12 protein-coding genes, 2 pseudogenes and 1 riboswitch are annotated in these 17,050 nt (G+C 70.2%); of the genes and pseudogenes, 5 read left to right on the top strand and 9 right to left on the bottom strand.

Annotated elements, in window-relative coordinates; all coding sequences use genetic code 11:
- Window positions 1-22: 22 nt before the first annotated feature.
- Together AC1VNH_RS12840 and rlmN are read right to left on the bottom strand one after the other, a co-directional pair.
- Entirely contained in the window at window positions 23-1,981 is a 1,959-nt protein-coding gene (locus tag AC1VNH_RS12840) for an ABC1 kinase family protein (protein ID WP_483111787.1), read from the bottom strand.
- A 66-nt stretch (window positions 1,982-2,047) separates the two neighbouring features.
- Window positions 2,048-3,300, bottom strand: a pseudogene (gene rlmN, locus AC1VNH_RS12835) (dual-specificity RNA methyltransferase RlmN).
- 184 nt (window positions 3,301-3,484) lie between these two features.
- On the opposite strand from rlmN, the gene AC1VNH_RS12830 reads away from it, so the two are divergent.
- The 5 genes from AC1VNH_RS12830 (at window position 3,485) to AC1VNH_RS12810 (ending at window position 9,688) form a co-directional block, all read left to right on the top strand.
- Window positions 3,485-4,414, top strand: coding sequence for a PRD domain-containing protein (locus AC1VNH_RS12830; RefSeq protein WP_483111786.1), 930 nt, complete (start codon window positions 3,485-3,487; stop codon window positions 4,412-4,414).
- Between the two features lie 187 nt (window positions 4,415-4,601).
- Window positions 4,602-6,458 (top strand): beta-glucoside-specific PTS transporter subunit IIABC, encoded by a 1,857-nt coding sequence (locus AC1VNH_RS12825; protein WP_483111785.1) that lies wholly within the window; start codon window positions 4,602-4,604, stop codon window positions 6,456-6,458.
- A 71-nt stretch (window positions 6,459-6,529) separates the two neighbouring features.
- Window positions 6,530-7,948, top strand: coding sequence for a glycoside hydrolase family 1 protein (locus tag AC1VNH_RS12820; protein WP_243226613.1), 1,419 nt, complete (start codon window positions 6,530-6,532; stop codon window positions 7,946-7,948).
- 117 nt (window positions 7,949-8,065) lie between these two features.
- On the top strand, window positions 8,066-8,908 hold the full coding sequence (locus AC1VNH_RS12815) for a Cof-type HAD-IIB family hydrolase (protein ID WP_483112727.1): 843 nt from the start codon (window positions 8,066-8,068) through the stop codon (window positions 8,906-8,908).
- 246 nt (window positions 8,909-9,154) lie between these two features.
- Window positions 9,155-9,688: an AAA family ATPase gene (locus AC1VNH_RS12810; RefSeq protein WP_483111784.1), complete on the top strand. Its 534-nt coding sequence runs from the start codon at window positions 9,155-9,157 to the stop codon at window positions 9,686-9,688.
- A gap of 122 nt (window positions 9,689-9,810) precedes the next feature.
- Here AC1VNH_RS12810 and AC1VNH_RS12805 read toward each other — a convergent pair whose 3' ends face one another.
- The 7 genes and pseudogenes from AC1VNH_RS12805 to AC1VNH_RS12775 form a co-directional block, all read right to left on the bottom strand.
- Complete coding sequence (locus AC1VNH_RS12805; RefSeq protein WP_483111782.1) at window positions 9,811-11,286, bottom strand: DUF4407 domain-containing protein; 1,476 nt, start codon at window positions 11,284-11,286, stop codon at window positions 9,811-9,813.
- A 55-nt stretch (window positions 11,287-11,341) separates the two neighbouring features.
- A complete protein-coding gene (locus AC1VNH_RS12800) occupies window positions 11,342-12,184 on the bottom strand; it encodes an SDR family oxidoreductase (protein ID WP_243226609.1) in 843 nt (280 codons plus the stop codon).
- A 32-nt stretch (window positions 12,185-12,216) separates the two neighbouring features.
- Complete coding sequence (locus AC1VNH_RS12795; RefSeq protein ID WP_483111780.1) at window positions 12,217-12,987, bottom strand: enoyl-CoA hydratase/isomerase family protein; 771 nt, start codon at window positions 12,985-12,987, stop codon at window positions 12,217-12,219.
- Entirely contained in the window at window positions 12,984-13,745 is a 762-nt protein-coding gene (locus tag AC1VNH_RS12790; protein WP_483111779.1) for an SDR family NAD(P)-dependent oxidoreductase, read from the bottom strand. Before AC1VNH_RS12790 ends, AC1VNH_RS12795 begins: the two co-directional genes overlap by 4 nt.
- A 297-nt stretch (window positions 13,746-14,042) precedes the next feature.
- Entirely contained in the window at window positions 14,043-14,828 is a 786-nt protein-coding gene (locus AC1VNH_RS12785; protein ID WP_483111778.1) for an energy-coupling factor transporter transmembrane component T family protein, read from the bottom strand.
- Window positions 14,825-16,287, bottom strand: a pseudogene (locus tag AC1VNH_RS12780) (ABC transporter ATP-binding protein). Before AC1VNH_RS12780 ends, AC1VNH_RS12785 begins: the two are co-directional and overlap by 4 nt.
- Window positions 16,284-16,922, bottom strand: coding sequence for an ECF transporter S component (locus AC1VNH_RS12775; RefSeq protein WP_483111777.1), 639 nt, complete (start codon window positions 16,920-16,922; stop codon window positions 16,284-16,286). The pseudogene AC1VNH_RS12780 and the gene AC1VNH_RS12775 overlap by 4 nt, the downstream one beginning before the upstream one ends.
- A riboswitch (TPP riboswitch) is annotated at window positions 16,915-17,025 on the bottom strand. Its footprint overlaps the gene before it by 8 nt.
- Between the last annotated feature and the right edge of the window lie 25 nt (window positions 17,026-17,050).

Raw genomic sequence — 17,050 nt, 5'->3', positions numbered from 1 at the left:
GACGGCGAGGGTCGGCAGGCGCCTATCGCCTTCGCTCGAAGGCGGCGCGAAGGCTCCGCAGCAGCAGGAGCAGCCCGCCGAGGCCGACCACCGCACCGAGGAACGGGAACAGCGGCACCTGCGCGGTGAGGTGCGGCCCCGCGTCCGAGACGCCCAGCAGGACCGCGGAGATCACGAGGGCGATGCCGACCAGCGTGGTCGTGAAGCGCGAGAACAGCTGCTCGACGAAGCCTCGACCGGTCGCGTCGTCGAAACTGCGCAGACGCACCGAGAACGTGCCGTCCTCGAGCTGCTGGCTGAGAGTCGAGATCGTCCGCGGCAGTCGCCGCAGCTGCTCGCCCACGATCGCCGCCTGCGTCTGCGCCGTGAGCGCGAAGCTCTTCGGCGAGGTCAACGCGCGCGTGAAGGAAGGTGCCTGCGACAGCGCACGACCCACCATGTCGTAGTCGTGACGCAGGCGCCGCAGCGACCCCTCCAACGAGGCCAGCGTGCGAAACACCAGCAGGAGCGAGGGCGGGAGCGCGAGCCGATGGTGCCGCATGACGTCCACGAGGGCGGCGAAGACGTTCTGGTCCACTCCCGCGTTGTGCATGCGGGTCAGGATCACGCCGATGTCGTGCTGCAGCGCGACCTGGTCGAAGGTGTCGGTGTCGGGAGGGGTCACGAGCATGAGCACGATGTCGGTCGCGGCGACGTCGTCCTCGTTCGCGATGGCCACCAGCAGCGGAAGCAGCAGGCGGCGCATGCTCTTCTCGAGCACCCCGACGGAACCGAAGTCGATGAGCGTCACGGTGCCGTCGTCCGCGAGCATGAGATTGCCCGGATGCAGGTCGGCGTGGAAGACCCCCCGAACGGCGATCTGCTCGAAGACGGCGTCGACGACCCCGTCGGCGATCCTCGTCGCCGCATCCGAGTCCAGCGTCGATGCGTCGACGTGTCCGAAGGGGATGCCCTCGGCGCGCTCCTGCACGAGCATCTGCGCGGTCGTGTACTGCGCGAAGACCTTCGGCACCGCGAGCGGGGTGAGCGTCGAGCGGGCCGCGGCCCCGCGCAGCATCTCGGTGTTCGCCGCCTCGATGCGGTAGTCCAGCTCCTCCCGCAGCGACCTCGCGAACTCCGCGGCCAGCGCCGTCACGCCGTAGTCGCGGGCCCACGTCGTGTGGCGTTCCGCATCCGCCGCCAGACGCTCGACGATGTCGAGGTCGGTCGCGACCTGGGCGCGCGCGCTCGGGCGCTGGATCTTGATGACGACCTCCTGGCCGTCCTGCAGCGTCGCCGCGTGCACCTGCGCGACGGATGCGGCCGCCAACGGCGTCTCGTCGACGTGCGCGAAGACCTCTTCGAGCGGCCTGCCGAGCTGCGTCTCGATCGCGTGGCGTGCCTCGACCCACGGGATCGGCACGGTCTCCATCTGCAGCGTCGACAGGGCGGTCGTGAACTCCGGCGGCAGCACATCGTCGCGGGCGGAGAGAACCTGGCCGATCTTGATGAACGTGACGCCCGCGTCGTTCAGTGCGGCGACGATCGCCGCCGGCAGCTCCTCGCGATCGGGCCGATGCCGGCCGCGGTACACGCCGAGCCCGTGCCGCGAGGCGATCGCGATGATCTCGGCGTAGCGGCGCGCGCGGTCGCGGCGGCGGAACATGTCCCGTACCACGACGATCGGATTGCGCAGCGGCCGGGTCGGCCAGAGGAACTCGAGCGCGACGATCGCGATGACGTCGATCGCGAACAGCCACCCGATGGTCAGCAGCAGGAACAGCGCGCCGATCGCGTCGTCGACCGTGAGGACGTCGCCGCCGACGACGTCGGCCTGCTGCAGGGCCCACAGCGCCAGCGGAGCGCCGGCGATGACCACCAGCACGCCCGTCACGAAGGGCCGGATCCACCCGATCGGCATCCCCAGCAGCCTGCGGGCCACCCAGGCCGCGACGCTCGCGAACACGAGGATGAACAGAATCACCCACACGATCTGCGGCATCGCACCCTCCCCTGTGCGACGACGCTATCGCGTCGGGGGCGCCACCGGGAGGCTATCGGCGGCGGATCAGTCGACCGGGGTCGCCGCCGCGACCGCCTGGTCCTCCTCGGTCGCCACCAGCTGACCGCACGCGCCGTCGATCTCCTTGCCACGGGTGTCGCGGAGCGTCGTCGGGATGCCCGCATCGTTCAACCGCCGCACGAACTCGTTCTGCACCGGGCGCTCGGACGAGGTCCAGACCGAGCCGGGAGTGGGGTTCAGCGGAATCGGATTGACGTGCACCCAGCCGCGACCGCGCGCATTGAGCTTCTCTGCCAGCAGATCCGCGCGCCACGCGTGGTCGTTCATGTCCTTGATCAGCGCGTACTCGATCGACACGCGCCGACCGGTCTTCTCGAAGTAGCCGCGCGCGGCGTCCAGCACCTCGTCGACCTTCCACCGTGAGTTCACGGGGATGAGTTCGTCGCGCAGCTGATCGTCGGGCGCGTGCAGCGACAGGGCGAAGGTCACCGGGATGTCCTCGTCGGCGAGCTTGCGGATGGCGGGGGCGAGTCCCACCGTCGAGACCGTGATGCCGCGCGCGCTCATGCCCAGACCATGCTTCTTGTCGGTCATCACACGCACCGCGTGCATGACTCTGGCGTAGTTCGCCAGCGGCTCCCCCATGCCCATGAACACGATGTTGGTGACGCGCTCGTCCGGGTGCTCGGCGGGTCCGAGACCGCCGTCACGGATCAGACGATTCGCGCGGACGATCTGCTCGATGATCTCCGCGGCGCTCATGTTGCGGGTCAGACCCGCCTGACCGGTCGCGCAGAATGGGCAGTTCATGCCGCATCCGGCCTGCGACGAGACGCACAGCGTGATGCGGCCGGGATAGCGCATGAGCACGGATTCGACGAGGGCCCCGTCGTGCAGCTTCCAGAGGAACTTGATCGTGTCGCCGCGATCGGTCTCGAGCCGGCGCACCTCGGTCAGCAGCGGAGGCAGCAGGCCCGCGACGAGCTCCTCGCGGCCGGACGCGGGCAGGTCCGTCATGAGCGCGGGATCGCTCGTGTAGTGCGTGAAGTAGTGCTTCTCGAGCTTGCTGCGCGGAACTTCGGGAATCCGAGCTCGACGAGCTTCTCGGCGCGCTGCTCGTGCGTGAGGTCGGCCAGGTGCACCGGCGGCTTGCCGCGCTTGGGGCTGGCGAACTGGAGGAGCGGTCGGCCGCTCTCGTCCTTCTGCTGCGACCAGCCCTCGGTGCGGGGGCGCACCTGGCGCACGGCGGATGCGGCATCGCGCGGCACAGTCGTGCGGATGGGGGGCTGGTCGGTCATACCCTCCAGGCTACCGGTGCGCGGCTGCCAGGGCCCTGGGCGCGACGGCGCCGACAGAGCCCGCCGAGTGAGCACCCGATCATCCGATGAGCATCCGATGGAGTGCTCCCTCGGCGAACGGATGCTCGCTCGGCGAACGGCGTGAGGCCGGGCCAGGAATCCCCGGCCCCGTTAGGATGCACGCATGCCCTCACCCGAAGGGCGCGACGGCGCGCGCGAGAATCACGTCGTCGCGCACAAGGTCCTCAACAACAACGTCGTCATCTCGATCGACGAGCACGGCCGCGAGCGCGTGCTCATGGGGCGCGGCCTCGGCTTCCAACTGAAGCCCGAGGACCGACCGGATCCCACGAAGGTCGAGAAGACGTTCATCCTCGACTCCGGCGCCGAGGGCGATCGGGAGCGGCAGCTGCTCACAGACGTGCCCTATCCGGTGATCGAGGCTGTTACCGGCGCGGTCGATCTGGCCGAACGCGAACTCGGCCACCACCTCGGTCGGCGCCTCGTGATTCCGGTCATCGACCACATCCAGTACGTGTTGGAACGCCTCGACCAGGGCGTGCGCATTCCCGCGACCCACATGCCCGAGCTGCGGGTGCTGCATCCGCACGAGTTCCGCGCGGCCGAGCACATGGCCGCCCACATCGCGACCGCGCTGGATCGGGAGCTGCCGCCCGAGGAGGCCGTCTTCCTCACGATGCACCTGCTGAACGCGACGCGCGACGAGCCCAACGGCACGGCGGCCCTGCTGTTCCGACGCGTGCAGCACGTGGCGACCACCGTCGAGACGGGGCTCGGGGTCACCCTCGACGTCGAGAGCCCCGACTACGCGCGGTTCATCCTGCACGTGCAGTTCCTGCTGCAGCGACTGGTCTCCAAGACCATGCTGCGATCGAACGACACCTCGTTCTTCGAGTTCGCCAAGCACAGCTACCCGCGTTCCTACGCGATCGCCGAGCAGGTGAAGGCCTATGTGCGCGCCGCCACGGGGTCGGACCTGACCGACGAGGAGCTGCTGTATCTCATCGTGCACGTCGAGCGACTCGCGTCCCAGGTGGGCGCCAAGACCGATCCGGGAGACGCTGGCGGCGGCATCGAAGAGGTGCTACGGTAACTCGCGCAGGGCGTCGTCGCTCTGCGGACGCGACGGATTGTTACTGCGGCAGCAGGCAAAACCTGAACTCACATCGTCTTGAACGACGGTGAACGAGTTCAGGTTTTTTTGTTGCCCGGAAACGACCCGACCCGGCGCGTCCCCCACTCGAGTGCCGCACTGATTCGGCGGAAAGAGGGAGTCCGAGATGGACTACTCGAAGACAGCAGCGGGCGTCCTGAAGGGCGTCGGCGGCGAGGAGAACGTCACCTCGCTGGTCCACTGCATGACGCGCCTCCGGTTCGTCCTCAAGGACGAGAGCAAGGCGGATGCGGCTGCCATCAAGGCCGTCCCCGGCGTCGTGACCACCGCGCAGGCGGGAGGCCAGTACCAGGTCGTCATCGGCAACGAGGTGCCCGAGGTCTTCGCCGCGATGGGCAAGATCTCGAAGTTCGGCGGCTCCGGCGATTCTTCCGCACCCGCCGAGGACGCCCCCAAGGGCAACCTGTTCAACCGCTTCATCTCGATGATCTCCGCGATCTTCACGCCCGCGCTCTGGGCCCTGGCCGGCACGGGGCTGCTGAAGGCGTTCCTCGCCGCCGCAGTGACGTTCGGCTGGATCGACACGACCACGTCGACCTACATCGTTCTGAACGCCCTGTCGGATGCGTTCATCAACTTCCTGCCCCTCGCGCTCGCGATCACAGCCGCCCGCTACTTCAAGGCGTCCGAGTTCACGTCGCTCGCCATCGCCGGCGCACTCGTCTATCCGAGCATCACGGCACTCGTCGGGGCTCCTGACCTGACCTTCTTCGGGATCCCGTTCACGATGGTCAGCTACGTCTCGAGCGTCATCCCGATCATCATCGTGGTCTGGCTGCAGAGCCATGCCGAGCGCTTCCTCTACGCGAAGCTGCCCGCGGCCGTCCGCCGCTTCGTCACCCCGATGATCGTCGTCCTCATCGCCGTGCCGCTCGTCTTCGTCGTCATCGGCCCGATCTCCGCGATCGTCAGCGGCTGGGTCGGATCGGGCATCGGCTGGGTCTTCGAGACCGTGCCGTGGCTGGGCGGTGCGGTCATGGGCGGCCTGTGGCAGGTCTTCGTGATCTTCGGTCTGCACTGGGGCCTCGTGCCGCTGTTCCAGCTCGAACTGCAGACCACCGGCCAGATGCTGCTGATCGCTCCCGTCTTCGCCGCGGTGCTCGCGCAGGCCGCGGCCGTCGCCGGCGTCTGGGCGCGCACGAAGGACAAGAACCGTCGATCGCTCGCCGCTCCCGCGACGCTCTCGGGCTTCCTGGCCGGCGTCACCGAGCCCGCCATCTACGGTGTGAACCTGCCCCTCAAGCGCCCGTTCGCCTTCGGAATCGTCGGCGGTGCCGTGGGTGGCGCGATCATCTCGCTCGGCGGCGTGTTCTCGACCGCGTTCGTGGTGCCGTCCGGCCTCGCGATCCCCGCGCTGCTCGGCAACGGCAACATGGTGTTCCTCGTGCTCGGCCTGGGCGCCGCGATCATCATCCCGTTCCTGCTCACGGTGATCGTGGGCTTCAAGGAGCCCACCACGGATGCGGCGACTGCCGCTGACAGCACCGATCTGGAGGTCTTCAGCCCGGTCGACGGCACCGTCGTGCCGCTGTCCGAGACTCCGGATGCGGCCTTCGCCGACGGTTCGCTCGGTCAGGGCGTTGCGATCATCCCCCGCAGCGGAGCGCTGTATGCGCCGTTCGATGCGACCGTCGCCGCCGCGTTCCCGACCGGTCACGCGATCGGCCTGCGTCATGCGGACGGCGCCGAGGTGCTGATCCACATCGGCATCGACACCGTCAAGCTCGCGGGTGAGCACTTCAGCCTCAAGGTCACCGGCGGTCAGCAGGTGAGCAAGGGCGACCTGCTGGTCGAGTTCGACATCGAGGCGATCGCCGCGGCCGGTTACGACTTGACGACCCCCGTCATCGTGACCAACTCCGACCTGTACCCGACCGTCGCCTCGCCCGCATCCGGGCCGATCGCGCACGGCGAGCCGCTGTTCTTCGCGGTCGCCGTCGAGCAGGCCGTCGCGGCCAAGTGACACCCCGTGCGGGCGGGGGCGCGTGCTCCCGCCCGCACGCCGCATCCCCAGATACGAAACGGAAGAGAACCATGAGCACCACCACCCCGTTCCCCCAGGGCTTCCTCTGGGGCGGCGCCACCGCCGCCAACCAGGTCGAGGGCGCCTACGATCAGGGCGGCAAGGGTCTGTCGGTCCAGGACGTCATGCCCCGCGGCATCGTCGGCCCGCGCACGGCTGAGCCCACGGCCGACAACCTCAAGCTCGAGGCCATCGACTTCTACCACCGCTACGCGGAGGACATCGCCCTCTTCGCCAAGATGGGCTTCGGCGTCTACCGCTTCTCGATCGCGTGGAGCCGCATCTTCCCGAAGGGCGACGAGGCCGAGCCCAACGAGGAGGGCCTCGCGTTCTACGACCGCGTGCTCGACGAACTCGAGAAGCACGGTATCGAACCGCTCGTGACGATCTCGCACTACGAGACGCCGCTGCACCTGGCCGAGACCTACGACGGCTGGACCGACCGCCGCCTCATCGGCTTCTACGAGAACTACGCCCGCACCCTGTTCGAGCGCTACGGCTCGCGCGTGAAGTACTGGCTGACCTTCAACGAGATCAACTCTCTGCTGCACGCGCCGTTCATGTCCGGCGGCATCAACACCCCGAAGGAGCAGCTGAGCGACGCTCAGCTGTACCAGGCCATGCACCACGAGCTGGTCGCATCCGCCCGCGCGACGCGCATCGCCCGCGAGGTCGCGCCGAACGCGCAGATCGGCTGCATGGTGCTGTCGATGCCCGTGTACCCGCTGACGCCGTCACCCGCCGACGCGCTCGCGGTCATGGACTTCGACCACTCCAACCTCGTCTACGGCGACGTGCACACCCGCGGTGCGTATCCCGGCTACTTCCTGCGGACGCTCCGCGAGAAGGGCATCGAGCTGGAGATCACCGACCAGGACCGCGAGGACCTGACCAACACGGTCGACTTCGTCTCGTTCAGTTACTACATGTCGGTCGCTCAGACTGCCGACCCCGCCAAGAAGGTCACGGGCGAGGGCAACATCATGGGCGGTGTTCCGAACCCGACCCTCGAGGCCAGCGAGTGGGGCTGGCAGATCGATCCCGTGGGTCTTCGCCTCGTGCTCAACCAGTTCTGGGACCGCTGGCAGAAGCCGCTGTTCATCGTCGAGAACGGCCTGGGGGCCAGGGACGAGCTGGTCGAGGTCGACGGCGTCAAGACCGTCATCGACGACTACCGCATCGCCTACCTCAACGACCACCTCGTGCAGGTCGGCGAGGCGATCACCGACGGCGTGAACGTGCTCGGTTACACCTCGTGGGGCTGCATCGACATCGTCAGCGCCTCCACCGCGCAGCTGAGCAAGCGGTACGGCTTCATCTACGTCGACCGCAACGACGACGGCAGCGGCACGCTCGAGCGCTTCGAGAAGAAGTCGTTCGGCTGGTACGCCGAGGTCATCCGCACGAACGGCGCCAGCCTCACCCGCTGACGCCACCTGCCGCGTGTGCCCACGACCGTTCCCCGCGGAACGTCTCGTGGGCACACGCCTGTGCCGTCCTGCCCGACTCACCCCGATACGCCTCCCAGGCGGAAGCGGGGAGAATGGATCATCGTGACCCCTCCCCGCATCGCATTCCTCGACGTCGACGGCACGATCCTCGATCACGGCACCATGATCGCCCCGTCCACGGTGACCGCGATCCGCACCGCCCGCGCGCGCGGCACCCTCGTGTACCTCAGCACCGGACGCTCGGCCGGCGACATCCACCCGGCTGTGCGGGAGATCGGCTTCGACGGCGCGATCACCAACGGCGGCGCGTACGCCGTCGCAGGCGACGAGGAGATCGTCGCCGAGCCCATGCCGGCGGATGCGGTCGACCGGCTCGAGCGGTTCTTCCGCTCGCACGACATCCATTACTTCCTCCAGACCGACGAGGCCGTATACGCCTCGGCCGAGGTGCAGGCGGCCGTCGTCGCGATGCTCTCGTCGTTGCGCGCCCAGCTCGCCGCTGACGGGCCGCAGAAGGCGCCGCAGGGTCGACCCCGCTTCCGCGATCTGGCCACGGTGGACCGCGCCCGCGTCGCCAAGGCGGTCTTCCTCAGCGACTCGACGGATGCGGTCTCTCGCGCGCAGTCCGAGCTCGGCGACCGCTTCCACGTCGTCCCGGGCAGCATCCCCCTCCCCGGTGGGACCAACGGCGAGATCGGCATGCAGGGCGTCACGAAGGGCTCGGCGATCACGGCCGTGCTCGACCACCTCGGGATCGACGCCGCCGACGCGATCGGCATCGGCGACAGCTGGAACGACGTCGAGATGTTCCAGGTGTGCGGCACCGGGATCGCGATGGGCAACGCCGCACAGGAGCTGAAGGACCTCGCCGACGAGGTCACGACCGCGGTGCTCGACGACGGCGTGCACAACGCCTTCGCTCGCCACGGCCTCATCTGACCCCGGGGGCTCTCCCCTCCCCCTGCCCGAGTTGCGTCGCAGTTGCGCAGATGCGCCACTTCTGCGCAGATGCAGCTGTCGTTAACTGGCGCATCTGCGCAGAAGTGTGGCGGCACGCGCGCGGCGGACGATCGCACCCCGGACGGATGCGGCACGCCACCGCATCCTGTCCCGGTCCGTATGCTGCCCCTGCCGAGCTCACGGGCCGGGGTGACGGATGCGGCATGCGTTGCGAGGATGGGACACATGCGCCGCGCACGGATCCACATCCTGGGAGCGAGCGGCAGCGGCACCACGACACTCGGCGCCGCCCTCGCGTCCGCGTGGAGCGTGCCGCACGCGGACGCGGACGACTACTTCTGGCTACCCACCGACCCGCCGTTCACCACGAAGCGCGCGGATGCCGATCGGGTGGCACTCATGCGGGCGATCTTCGCGCCCCGTCCGGCATGGGTGCTCTCCGGCTCGATGATGGGGTGGGGCGACAGCATCGCCGCGGAGTGCGACGCCGTCGTCTTCGTCACGCTGGATCCGACGGAACGGATGCGGCGGCTCGAGGCACGGGAGCGGCGCCGGCGAGAGTGCGGCCCCCTCAACGATGCGGCGTGGGACGTGTTCCGCGACTGGGCGCAGAGCTACGACGATCCGGAGTTCGACGGACGGAGCCGGACCACCCACGAAGCGTGGCTTGCCGCACTCGGCAAACCGGCCCTCCGGCTCGACGGCATCCACCCGACGGCGGACCTGCTCGATGCCGTCCTCCGTTGGGAACCGGCGTAGCCCGCATCCGCGGAGCCTCCCGGCGCACGAGACTGCATCTCCGTCACGAGATCATGGGTAATACCCGTGATCTCGTGCTCGAAATGCAGTCTCGCGGGTGGAGAGGTCGCCGGGCTAGCCCGCTAAGAGACGGCGGGAGGGCCGGATGCGGGTGGCGCGGGTGCGGTGACGATCGCCGCACGCTCGTGCCACGTCTTCGCGGTCACCCGGTCGAGCGAGACCTGCCGGCGGAGGGCATCGGCCTTCTCGTAGATGGACGGGTCGCCGAAACTCGTCAGCACCTTCACGAGCACGGGCAGCAGCTCGATCATGAAGAACAGCGCCGCGATGAGCCAGTGCGCCCACGCCAGGGTCGGCTCGCGCTCGGACAGGCGTTCGAGCGCGCTGATCTGACTCAACAGCCCGACCGCCTGCGCGTTGCCTCCCGCGATGGATGCGGCGCGCTCGTTGTAGGCGGCGAGAGCAGCGTCGTACTGCGCCTGCGCCGCCGGCAGCTGGTCCTCGGCCTGCTTCTTGTTCTGCTCGGCGGATGCGGCGGCCGCATCCGTTCCGGCGGCGTTGGCGGAGGTGAGGGCGGCCTGCGCTTGGCTGAGCTGCGTCGCGAGGGCGTCGTACGCGGACTGCGCCTGGGTGAGCTGCGCCTGGGCGGCGTCCGAGCTCGTACCCGATCCCTGCACACCGGTGCAGCCGGGGACGGTGCCCGCTCCCTCGCCGGTCAGCTCGCACTGGTACAGCGCGCGGGCCTGATCGATCACGCCCTGCTGCGCGGCGAGCTGCTGGGTGAGCTGGTCCACGTTCGCCTGCGCGGCGACCGACTCTGCCGAGGTGGAGGAGGTTCCCGCGACGATACCGGTCGCCGCCTGGTTCTGCAGGGCGGCGAGCGAGGCCGATGCGGCATCAAGGGCCTGCTTCTCGGGCCCGTTCGTGACGGCATCCTGATCGGACTGCGCCTGCACCACGTTGGTCGAGTTGACCTCTCGCGCGATGTCGTTGTGGAAGACCTGCAGCACGAGCGGCTCGGCGACGACGATGCCGATGAGCGCCGCCATGATGACGCGGGGGAAGGCGAGACCGAGCAGCCGCCACACGTTCCGGGTCGAGCGCATTGTCGAGGTGAGGAAGCGGTCGAGGTTGAAGATGATGAGCGCCCAGATGATCGCCAGCGGCACGGCGGCCCAGACCGCGATCTGCACACCGGTGACGAGTGCGAACCCCATCGAGAGGGCGGAGACGAGCGCCGTGCCGACCAGCACGAAGAACATCTGCACGAAGCGCGGCGTCTCGCCGGGCACGTCGTCGAGCACCTCTCCGTCGGCGCCGCCGAGCACCGCGAGGGTACGCGAGAGCGGCTGCCGGGGACGGCGGCGCGGGCTCCGGCGCTCGCGCACCACGGGAGGCGCGGGATCGGGAACCGACGCTTCGGGCCGCGGCTCGGCCTCGGGTTCGTCGATCGGGTCGATCACCTCGGTCGGGCCGGTCGCGACGTCATCGGAGGGACGGACGTCGCTCAGGTACAACGCCTCCTCTTCGGCCTGCGATTCGAGGTCGATGCGGCCGTCGGAGCCGAAGCGACCGGGTCGATGCGCGGAGAATGACACTGCGCAAGGGTAGGAGGCCCTGCCTGTGTGACAGGTGCGAGCCGCCCGTCCGCGCTCAGTCGAGGAAGATGTCGGGGAACATCGCCGAGTCGGGGGTGCCGGGCACGGCGGCGTAGCCGGAGAGGTCGGTCACGCCCGCCTCGGCCAGCACGTCCTCGACGATGAGCGTCTGGCCCGTGTACTCGCGCGCAGGCCGCGTGATCACCTCGTACGCCGCGTCCGCGTAGATCTCGGGGGTGCGACTGACGGCCATCATCCGCTCGCCGCCCAGGGAGAACTGCACGGCGGCGGTCGCGATCGTCGTCCGCGGCCACAGCGTGTTGGCCGCGATGCCCGCATCCGCGAACTCCGCGGCCATGCCGAGGGTCGCCATCGTCATCCCGTACTTCGCGAGCGTGTAGCCCGTGTGGGCGCCGAGCCACCGCGGCGACAGGTTCAGCGGCGGCGACAGCGACAGGATGTGCGGGTTCGGCGCATCCTTCAGCATCGGCACCGCGGCGCGGGAGAGCAGGAAGGTGCCCCGCACGTTGACGTCCTGCATGAGGTCGTACTTCTTCGTCGCGAGCTCGAGAGAGCCGGACAGGTCGATGACCGACGCGTTGTTGACGACGACGTCGATGCCGCCGAACTCCCCGTGGGCGGTCAGCACGGCCTGCGTGATGTCGTCCTCATTGCGCACATCGCCCACGAGGGGCAACGCGTGCCCGCCCGCTTCCTCGATCGCTGCCGCCGCGGTGTGCACGGTGCCCTCGAGCTTCGGATGCGGGGTGTCGGTCTTGGCCAGCAGGGCGATGTTCGCGCCGTCGCGCGCCGCGCGCAGCGCGATCGCGAGGCCGATACCGCGGCTACCGCCGGACATCAGGATGGTCTTGCCGGCGAGCGGCTTCTGCTCAGTCATGGGATCTCCTTGGTACGTCTGAGACGTCGGCGTCACGCGCGGCGGGCGGATGCGGCGGCGAACGCCTGGATGCGGGCTTTCGCCTCGGGGGTGTCGAAGGCCGCGCCGATCGTGCGCGCCTCGTCGTCGAGGTTCTCGGCGAACGACCGGTCGACGCCCGAGCGGAGGAGCCTCTTGGCCTGGCCGAACGCGCCCGTCGCGCCCTCGAGCCAGAAACGGGCGATGTCGAGAGCGCGGGATGCGGGATCGGCGACCACCTCCGCGACGAGCCCCCATTCGAGCGCCTCCGGAGCCGACAGTGTGCGGTCCTGGAGCAGCAGCTGCAGCGCGCGGCGCGGGCCGACGGCGGCGGCCAGCAGGGTCGAGACGCCGAGGTCGGGCGTGAGACCGATGTTCGCGTAGCGGCTGACGAACTTCGCACCCTCCGCCGCGACGATGTAGTCCGCCGTGAGCATCAGGCCGAGCCCTCCCCCGGCGACCGCGCCTTGGACCGCCGCGACCACGGGCACGTGGGACTCGGTGAACGCGCGGATGCCCTCGTGGATCACGTGCGCCGCCGCGGTGACATCGCTGCCGCCGGCGCCGGAGGTCGCCATGGAGATCACGTCGCCGCCGGCGCAGAAGGCCGGCCCCGCCGCATCCAGCAGCACGGCACCGACCGCGGGGTCCGAGGTGACCTGTCGCGCTGCGTCCCGCCAGCGCTCGCCCATCGCGAAGTCCATCGCGTTGAGGCGATCGGGCCGGTTCAGCGTCACGCGGGCGAGGCCGTCGGCGATCTCCACCAGGATCGAGTCGGCGCTCATCGCGGCGCCATCCGGATCGCTCCGTCGAGACGGATCGTCTCGCCGTTGAGGTAGCCGTTGCGCACGATCTCGGCCACGAGACCGGCGTACTCGTCCGGACGCCCGAGTCGGGCGGGGTACGGCACCTGCTGACCGAGCGAGTCCTGCGCGGGCTGCGGCAGGCCCGCGAGCATGGGCGTCTCCATGATGCCCGGTGCGATCGTGACGACCCGGATCGCGTGGCGGGCGAGCTCTCGGGCGATCGGGAGGGTCATCGCGTGCACGCCGCCCTTCGATGCCGAGTAGGCCGGCTGCCCGATCTGGCCGTCGAACGCGGCGACCGACGCGGTGTTCACGATGACGCCGCGGTCACCGCCCGCGGCCGGCTCGGTGCGGGCGATGGCGGCAGACGCCTGGGCGATGACGTTGTAAGTGCCGACGAGGTTCACGCGCACGAGCTTCTCGAAGTCGCCGAGCGGCGTCGGGGTGCCCTCGCGATCCAGCACCTTCGCCGGCGGGGCGATGCCCGCACAGTTGACGACCACACGAAGGGGCGCGACGGCGGATGCGGCGGCCACCGCATCCGCGATCTGCTCCGGACTCGTGACGTCTGCCGCGGCGAACGTGCCGCCCAGCTCGGCCGCCCGTTCCGCGCCCGCCGAGGACGGCAGATCGACGAGCACGACGTGTGCCCCGTCGGCGGCGAGTCGCTGCGCCGTGGCCCAGCCGAGTCCGCTCGCGCCGCCCGTGACCAGCGCGGATGCACCCGCGACATCCATACGTTCTCCTTCGTACGTCGGTATCGGGTTCCACCCTACGCGGCACCGGGTCCCACCGTCACGCCCTCCCTCGCGACCCACCCCGCGTACCCCTGCCCCCCCCCCCCGCTCGCCTGCCCCCCCGTTGCTCGCGACCCACCCCGCTCGCCTGTCACAGATCGACGCGCTGCGCTCGATCTGTGACAGGCGAGCACGCGGGCTTCTTGTTCCCCTGTCTGAAATCGACGCCTACGGCTCGATTTCAGACAGGGGAACAGCGGGCGGTGCGAGGCGAACAGCGGGCGGCGCCCGAAAGCGTCAGAGGGCGAAGACCAGGGTCCAGGTGCCGGCGAGCACCGCGGCGGTCACGGATGCGGCAGCGATCACCGCCGCGAGGGCGAGCAGCACGGCATCGCGCCAGCCGAGCCGCGACGGCCGGGCCCAGGTGCGCGGGGCGTCGGATCCGAAGCCGCGGGCCTCCATCGCCGTCGCGAGCTTCGTGCCGCGACGGATGGACAGCACGAACAGGGCGAACGCCTGACCGAGGAATCGACGGATGCGGCCGCGGTCGGCCACCCCGCGTGCGCGCCGCGCCAGCGCGAGCTCGCGCCAGTCGTCGACGAGCAGCCCCACCAGGCGCAGGCCCGCGAGCGCACCGAGCACGAAGCGGGCGGGCAGGCGCAGCAGCTGGGCCAGACCGTCGGCGAGATCGGTCGGGTCGGTCGTGATGAAGAGGACGACCGACGGCAGCGCGATCGCCAGCACCCTCAGCACGATGGCGGCTGCGAGCGAGAGGGATCCCTCGCTGACGCGCACGAGCCCCCACTCGAAGAACACCGTGCCGGAGGGCCGGCCGTACAACACGGTCGCCGCGCCGCCGATGAGCGCCGCGACTCCGATCGGCCACACGCGCAGCCAGACCTCGCGCGCCCGCAGCCGCGAGAAGGCGAGGAGCACGAGCGTGGCGGCGAGAGTGACGGCCGCGGAGACGGGATCGATCGAGAGCAGGAGGGTGACGGAGACGACGAGGGTCGCGGCGAGCTTTGCGACCGGGTTGATCCGGCCCAACGGGCTGACCGAGGCGTCGATCGCGAACAGGCTCACGAGGCCCGCCCCAGCCGCAGCTCGTCGTCGGCGAGCGCCGCGACGAGGGCGGGATCGTGCGAGACGAAGCCGATCGCGGTGCCGTCGGCGCGGAGCTCGTCGATCAAGTCCGCGAGCTCCCCCAGGTGCGCGCGTCCTGCCCGTAGGTCGGTTCGTCGAGCAGGATGACGCGGGGCGCGGTCGCGAGGACCGCCGCGACGGTCAGTCGGCGCTTCTCCCCGCCGGAGAGCGTGAAGGGGTTCACCTCCGCGAGGCGTCCCAGACGCAGACGTTCGAGCAGCGGATCGACCCGCGCGGCGACCTCCGCCTCGGAGAGCCCCAGCGCGCGAGGACCGACGGCGAGCTCGTCGCGCACGCGCGCGGTCAGCAGCTGGTGCTCCGGATCCTGGAAGACGGTGCCGATGCGCGTGAGCAGCTGGGCGGCGCGCCAGCGCGAGGGGTCGGATCCGACGCCGGCGGCCAACGCATCCGCAGCTCGCACCTGACCGCCGATCGGCGGCAGCAGCCCCGCCAGGGTCAGCGCGAGCGTGGACTTGCCGGCCCCGTTGGCTCCCGTGATCGCGAGCGCCCGCCCCGCGCTCAGCTGCACGTCGATCCCGGATGCGGCGGCGAGCGCCTCGCGGCGTCCGATCCGCCGGCGCCCGACCGCGAGGCCGGCGCCGATCACGAGCGGCGACGCCTCAGCGGTGCGCGGGCGCCGGGTGGTCTGCACCGGCACTCCCGGCACCCAGACCCCGGCCCGCGTCAGGGCGTCCGAGGCCGCGGCGAAGACGTCGGCGGGAACGCCGTCCGCGAGCACCCCGCCCTCGGGCGCGAGTACGACGACGCGGTCGACGAGATCGGCCCACAGGTCGACGCGGTGCTCGACGACGACGAGCGTCGCCCCGGTACGGGCGGCGACCGCGGCGACCGCATCCCGCACCTGCCGAGCGCCATCGGGATCGAGGTTGGCCGTCGGCTCGTCGAGCAGCAGGAGCTTCGGGCGCATGGCCAGCGCACCGGCGAGCGCGAGCCGCTGCTTCTGTCCGCCCGACAGCGCGGACGTGGGGTGGTCGAGCGGCACCGACAGCCCCACCGCATCCAGCGCTTCACCGACTCGCGGCCAGATCTCGTCGGCGGGCACCCCGAGGTTCTCGCAGCCGAACGCGACGTCGTCGCCGACGCGGGCGAGGATCACCTGCGCGTCGGGGTCCTGCAGCACCATGCCTGCGACACCGCGGACGGATGCGGGGGGCTGACCGTCGACGGTCAGCTCCCCCGTGGCCTCGCCGTCCTCATCGCCGCCCAGCACTCCGGCGAAGGCGCGCAGCAGCGTCGACTTGCCCGCACCGCTCGCTCCCAGCAGCAGAACCCGCTTACCGGGCTCGATCGTGAGGTCGAGGTCGGCGACGGCCCAGCGCCTGCGGCCCGCGTGCCGCCACCCCCACCCGCGGGCGACGACCCGCGCGCCCTGCCTCACGCCGCGTCGGCGGCTTCGACGATGCGCGCCTGGCGTCCGGAGGCGAACCGGTCGAGAGCCCCCGTCGCGGCGAGTGCCCGGGCGATCAGCCACGAGACGAGCCCCGCGATGAGGATGCCCGAGACGACCGCCGAGACGAAGTAGATCGCGCGGGGGCCGATGTCGTATGCGGCGGGCGAGGAGAAGTTGGTGTCGAGCAGCGCCACGGCGAGTCCGGTCAGCGCTCCCGAGAGGAGTGCGACCCAGAGCCGGTAGTTGGCGTAGGCGAACAGTGCGAAGCCGAGCTCGGCCCCCACGCCCTGCACGACGCCCCAGATGAGGGTGGTGAAGCCCCACTGCGTGCCGAGCGCCATGGAGACGACCGCCGCGACGATCTCGCCGTACAGCGCAGCACCCGGCTTGCGGATGATGAGCCCCGTGAGCACCCCTGCGAACAGCCACCCGCCGGCGAGCACACCCTCGAGCCCCGGCAGGAACGCGAGCGCGGTGCTCAGCGGCGTCCAGGCCTGGCCCCAGACCCAGAAGATGACACCGGCAGCGACACCGATCACGCTGGCGACGACGATGTCGACGACCCGCCAGCGCCACCGGGAGGTGAGAGAAGGACGAGCGGATGTGGACGTGGACGTGTGCATTGATGCTCCTTCCTGCGCCGGCATGATCCGGATCAGGTTCGACGGTCGAAGCGTGGATCCGCTTCCTCTCAGCCCGGCTCACCGGACTCCCGTGGTTGACGTGCCGAGTATAGACCCGCAGCTCGCGC

The sequence above is a fragment of the Microbacterium sp. KU4F genome, from assembly GCF_056868075.1.
This window is presented reverse-complemented; position numbering and strand designations above follow the sequence as displayed.

Bases quoted from the DNA above. Each gene is read 5' to 3' on its own strand.
- AC1VNH_RS12840 (WP_483111787.1), bottom strand. From the start codon at position 1,981: ATGCCGCAGATCGTGTGGGTGATTCTGTTCATCCTCGTGTTCGCGAGC.
- AC1VNH_RS12830 (WP_483111786.1), top strand. From the start codon at position 3,485: ATGCCCTCACCCGAAGGGCGCGACGGCGCGCGCGAGAATCACGTCGTC.
- AC1VNH_RS12825 (WP_483111785.1), top strand. From the start codon at position 4,602: ATGGACTACTCGAAGACAGCAGCGGGCGTCCTGAAGGGCGTCGGCGGC.
- AC1VNH_RS12820 (WP_243226613.1), top strand. From the start codon at position 6,530: ATGAGCACCACCACCCCGTTCCCCCAGGGCTTCCTCTGGGGCGGCGCC.
- AC1VNH_RS12810 (WP_483111784.1), top strand. From the start codon at position 9,155: ATGCGCCGCGCACGGATCCACATCCTGGGAGCGAGCGGCAGCGGCACC.
- AC1VNH_RS12800 (WP_243226609.1), bottom strand. From the start codon at position 12,184: ATGACTGAGCAGAAGCCGCTCGCCGGCAAGACCATCCTGATGTCCGGC.
- AC1VNH_RS12795 (WP_483111780.1), bottom strand. From the start codon at position 12,987: ATGAGCGCCGACTCGATCCTGGTGGAGATCGCCGACGGCCTCGCCCGC.
- AC1VNH_RS12790 (WP_483111779.1), bottom strand. From the start codon at position 13,745: ATGGATGTCGCGGGTGCATCCGCGCTGGTCACGGGCGGCGCGAGCGGA.
- AC1VNH_RS12775 (WP_483111777.1), bottom strand. From the start codon at position 16,922: ATGCACACGTCCACGTCCACATCCGCTCGTCCTTCTCTCACCTCCCGG.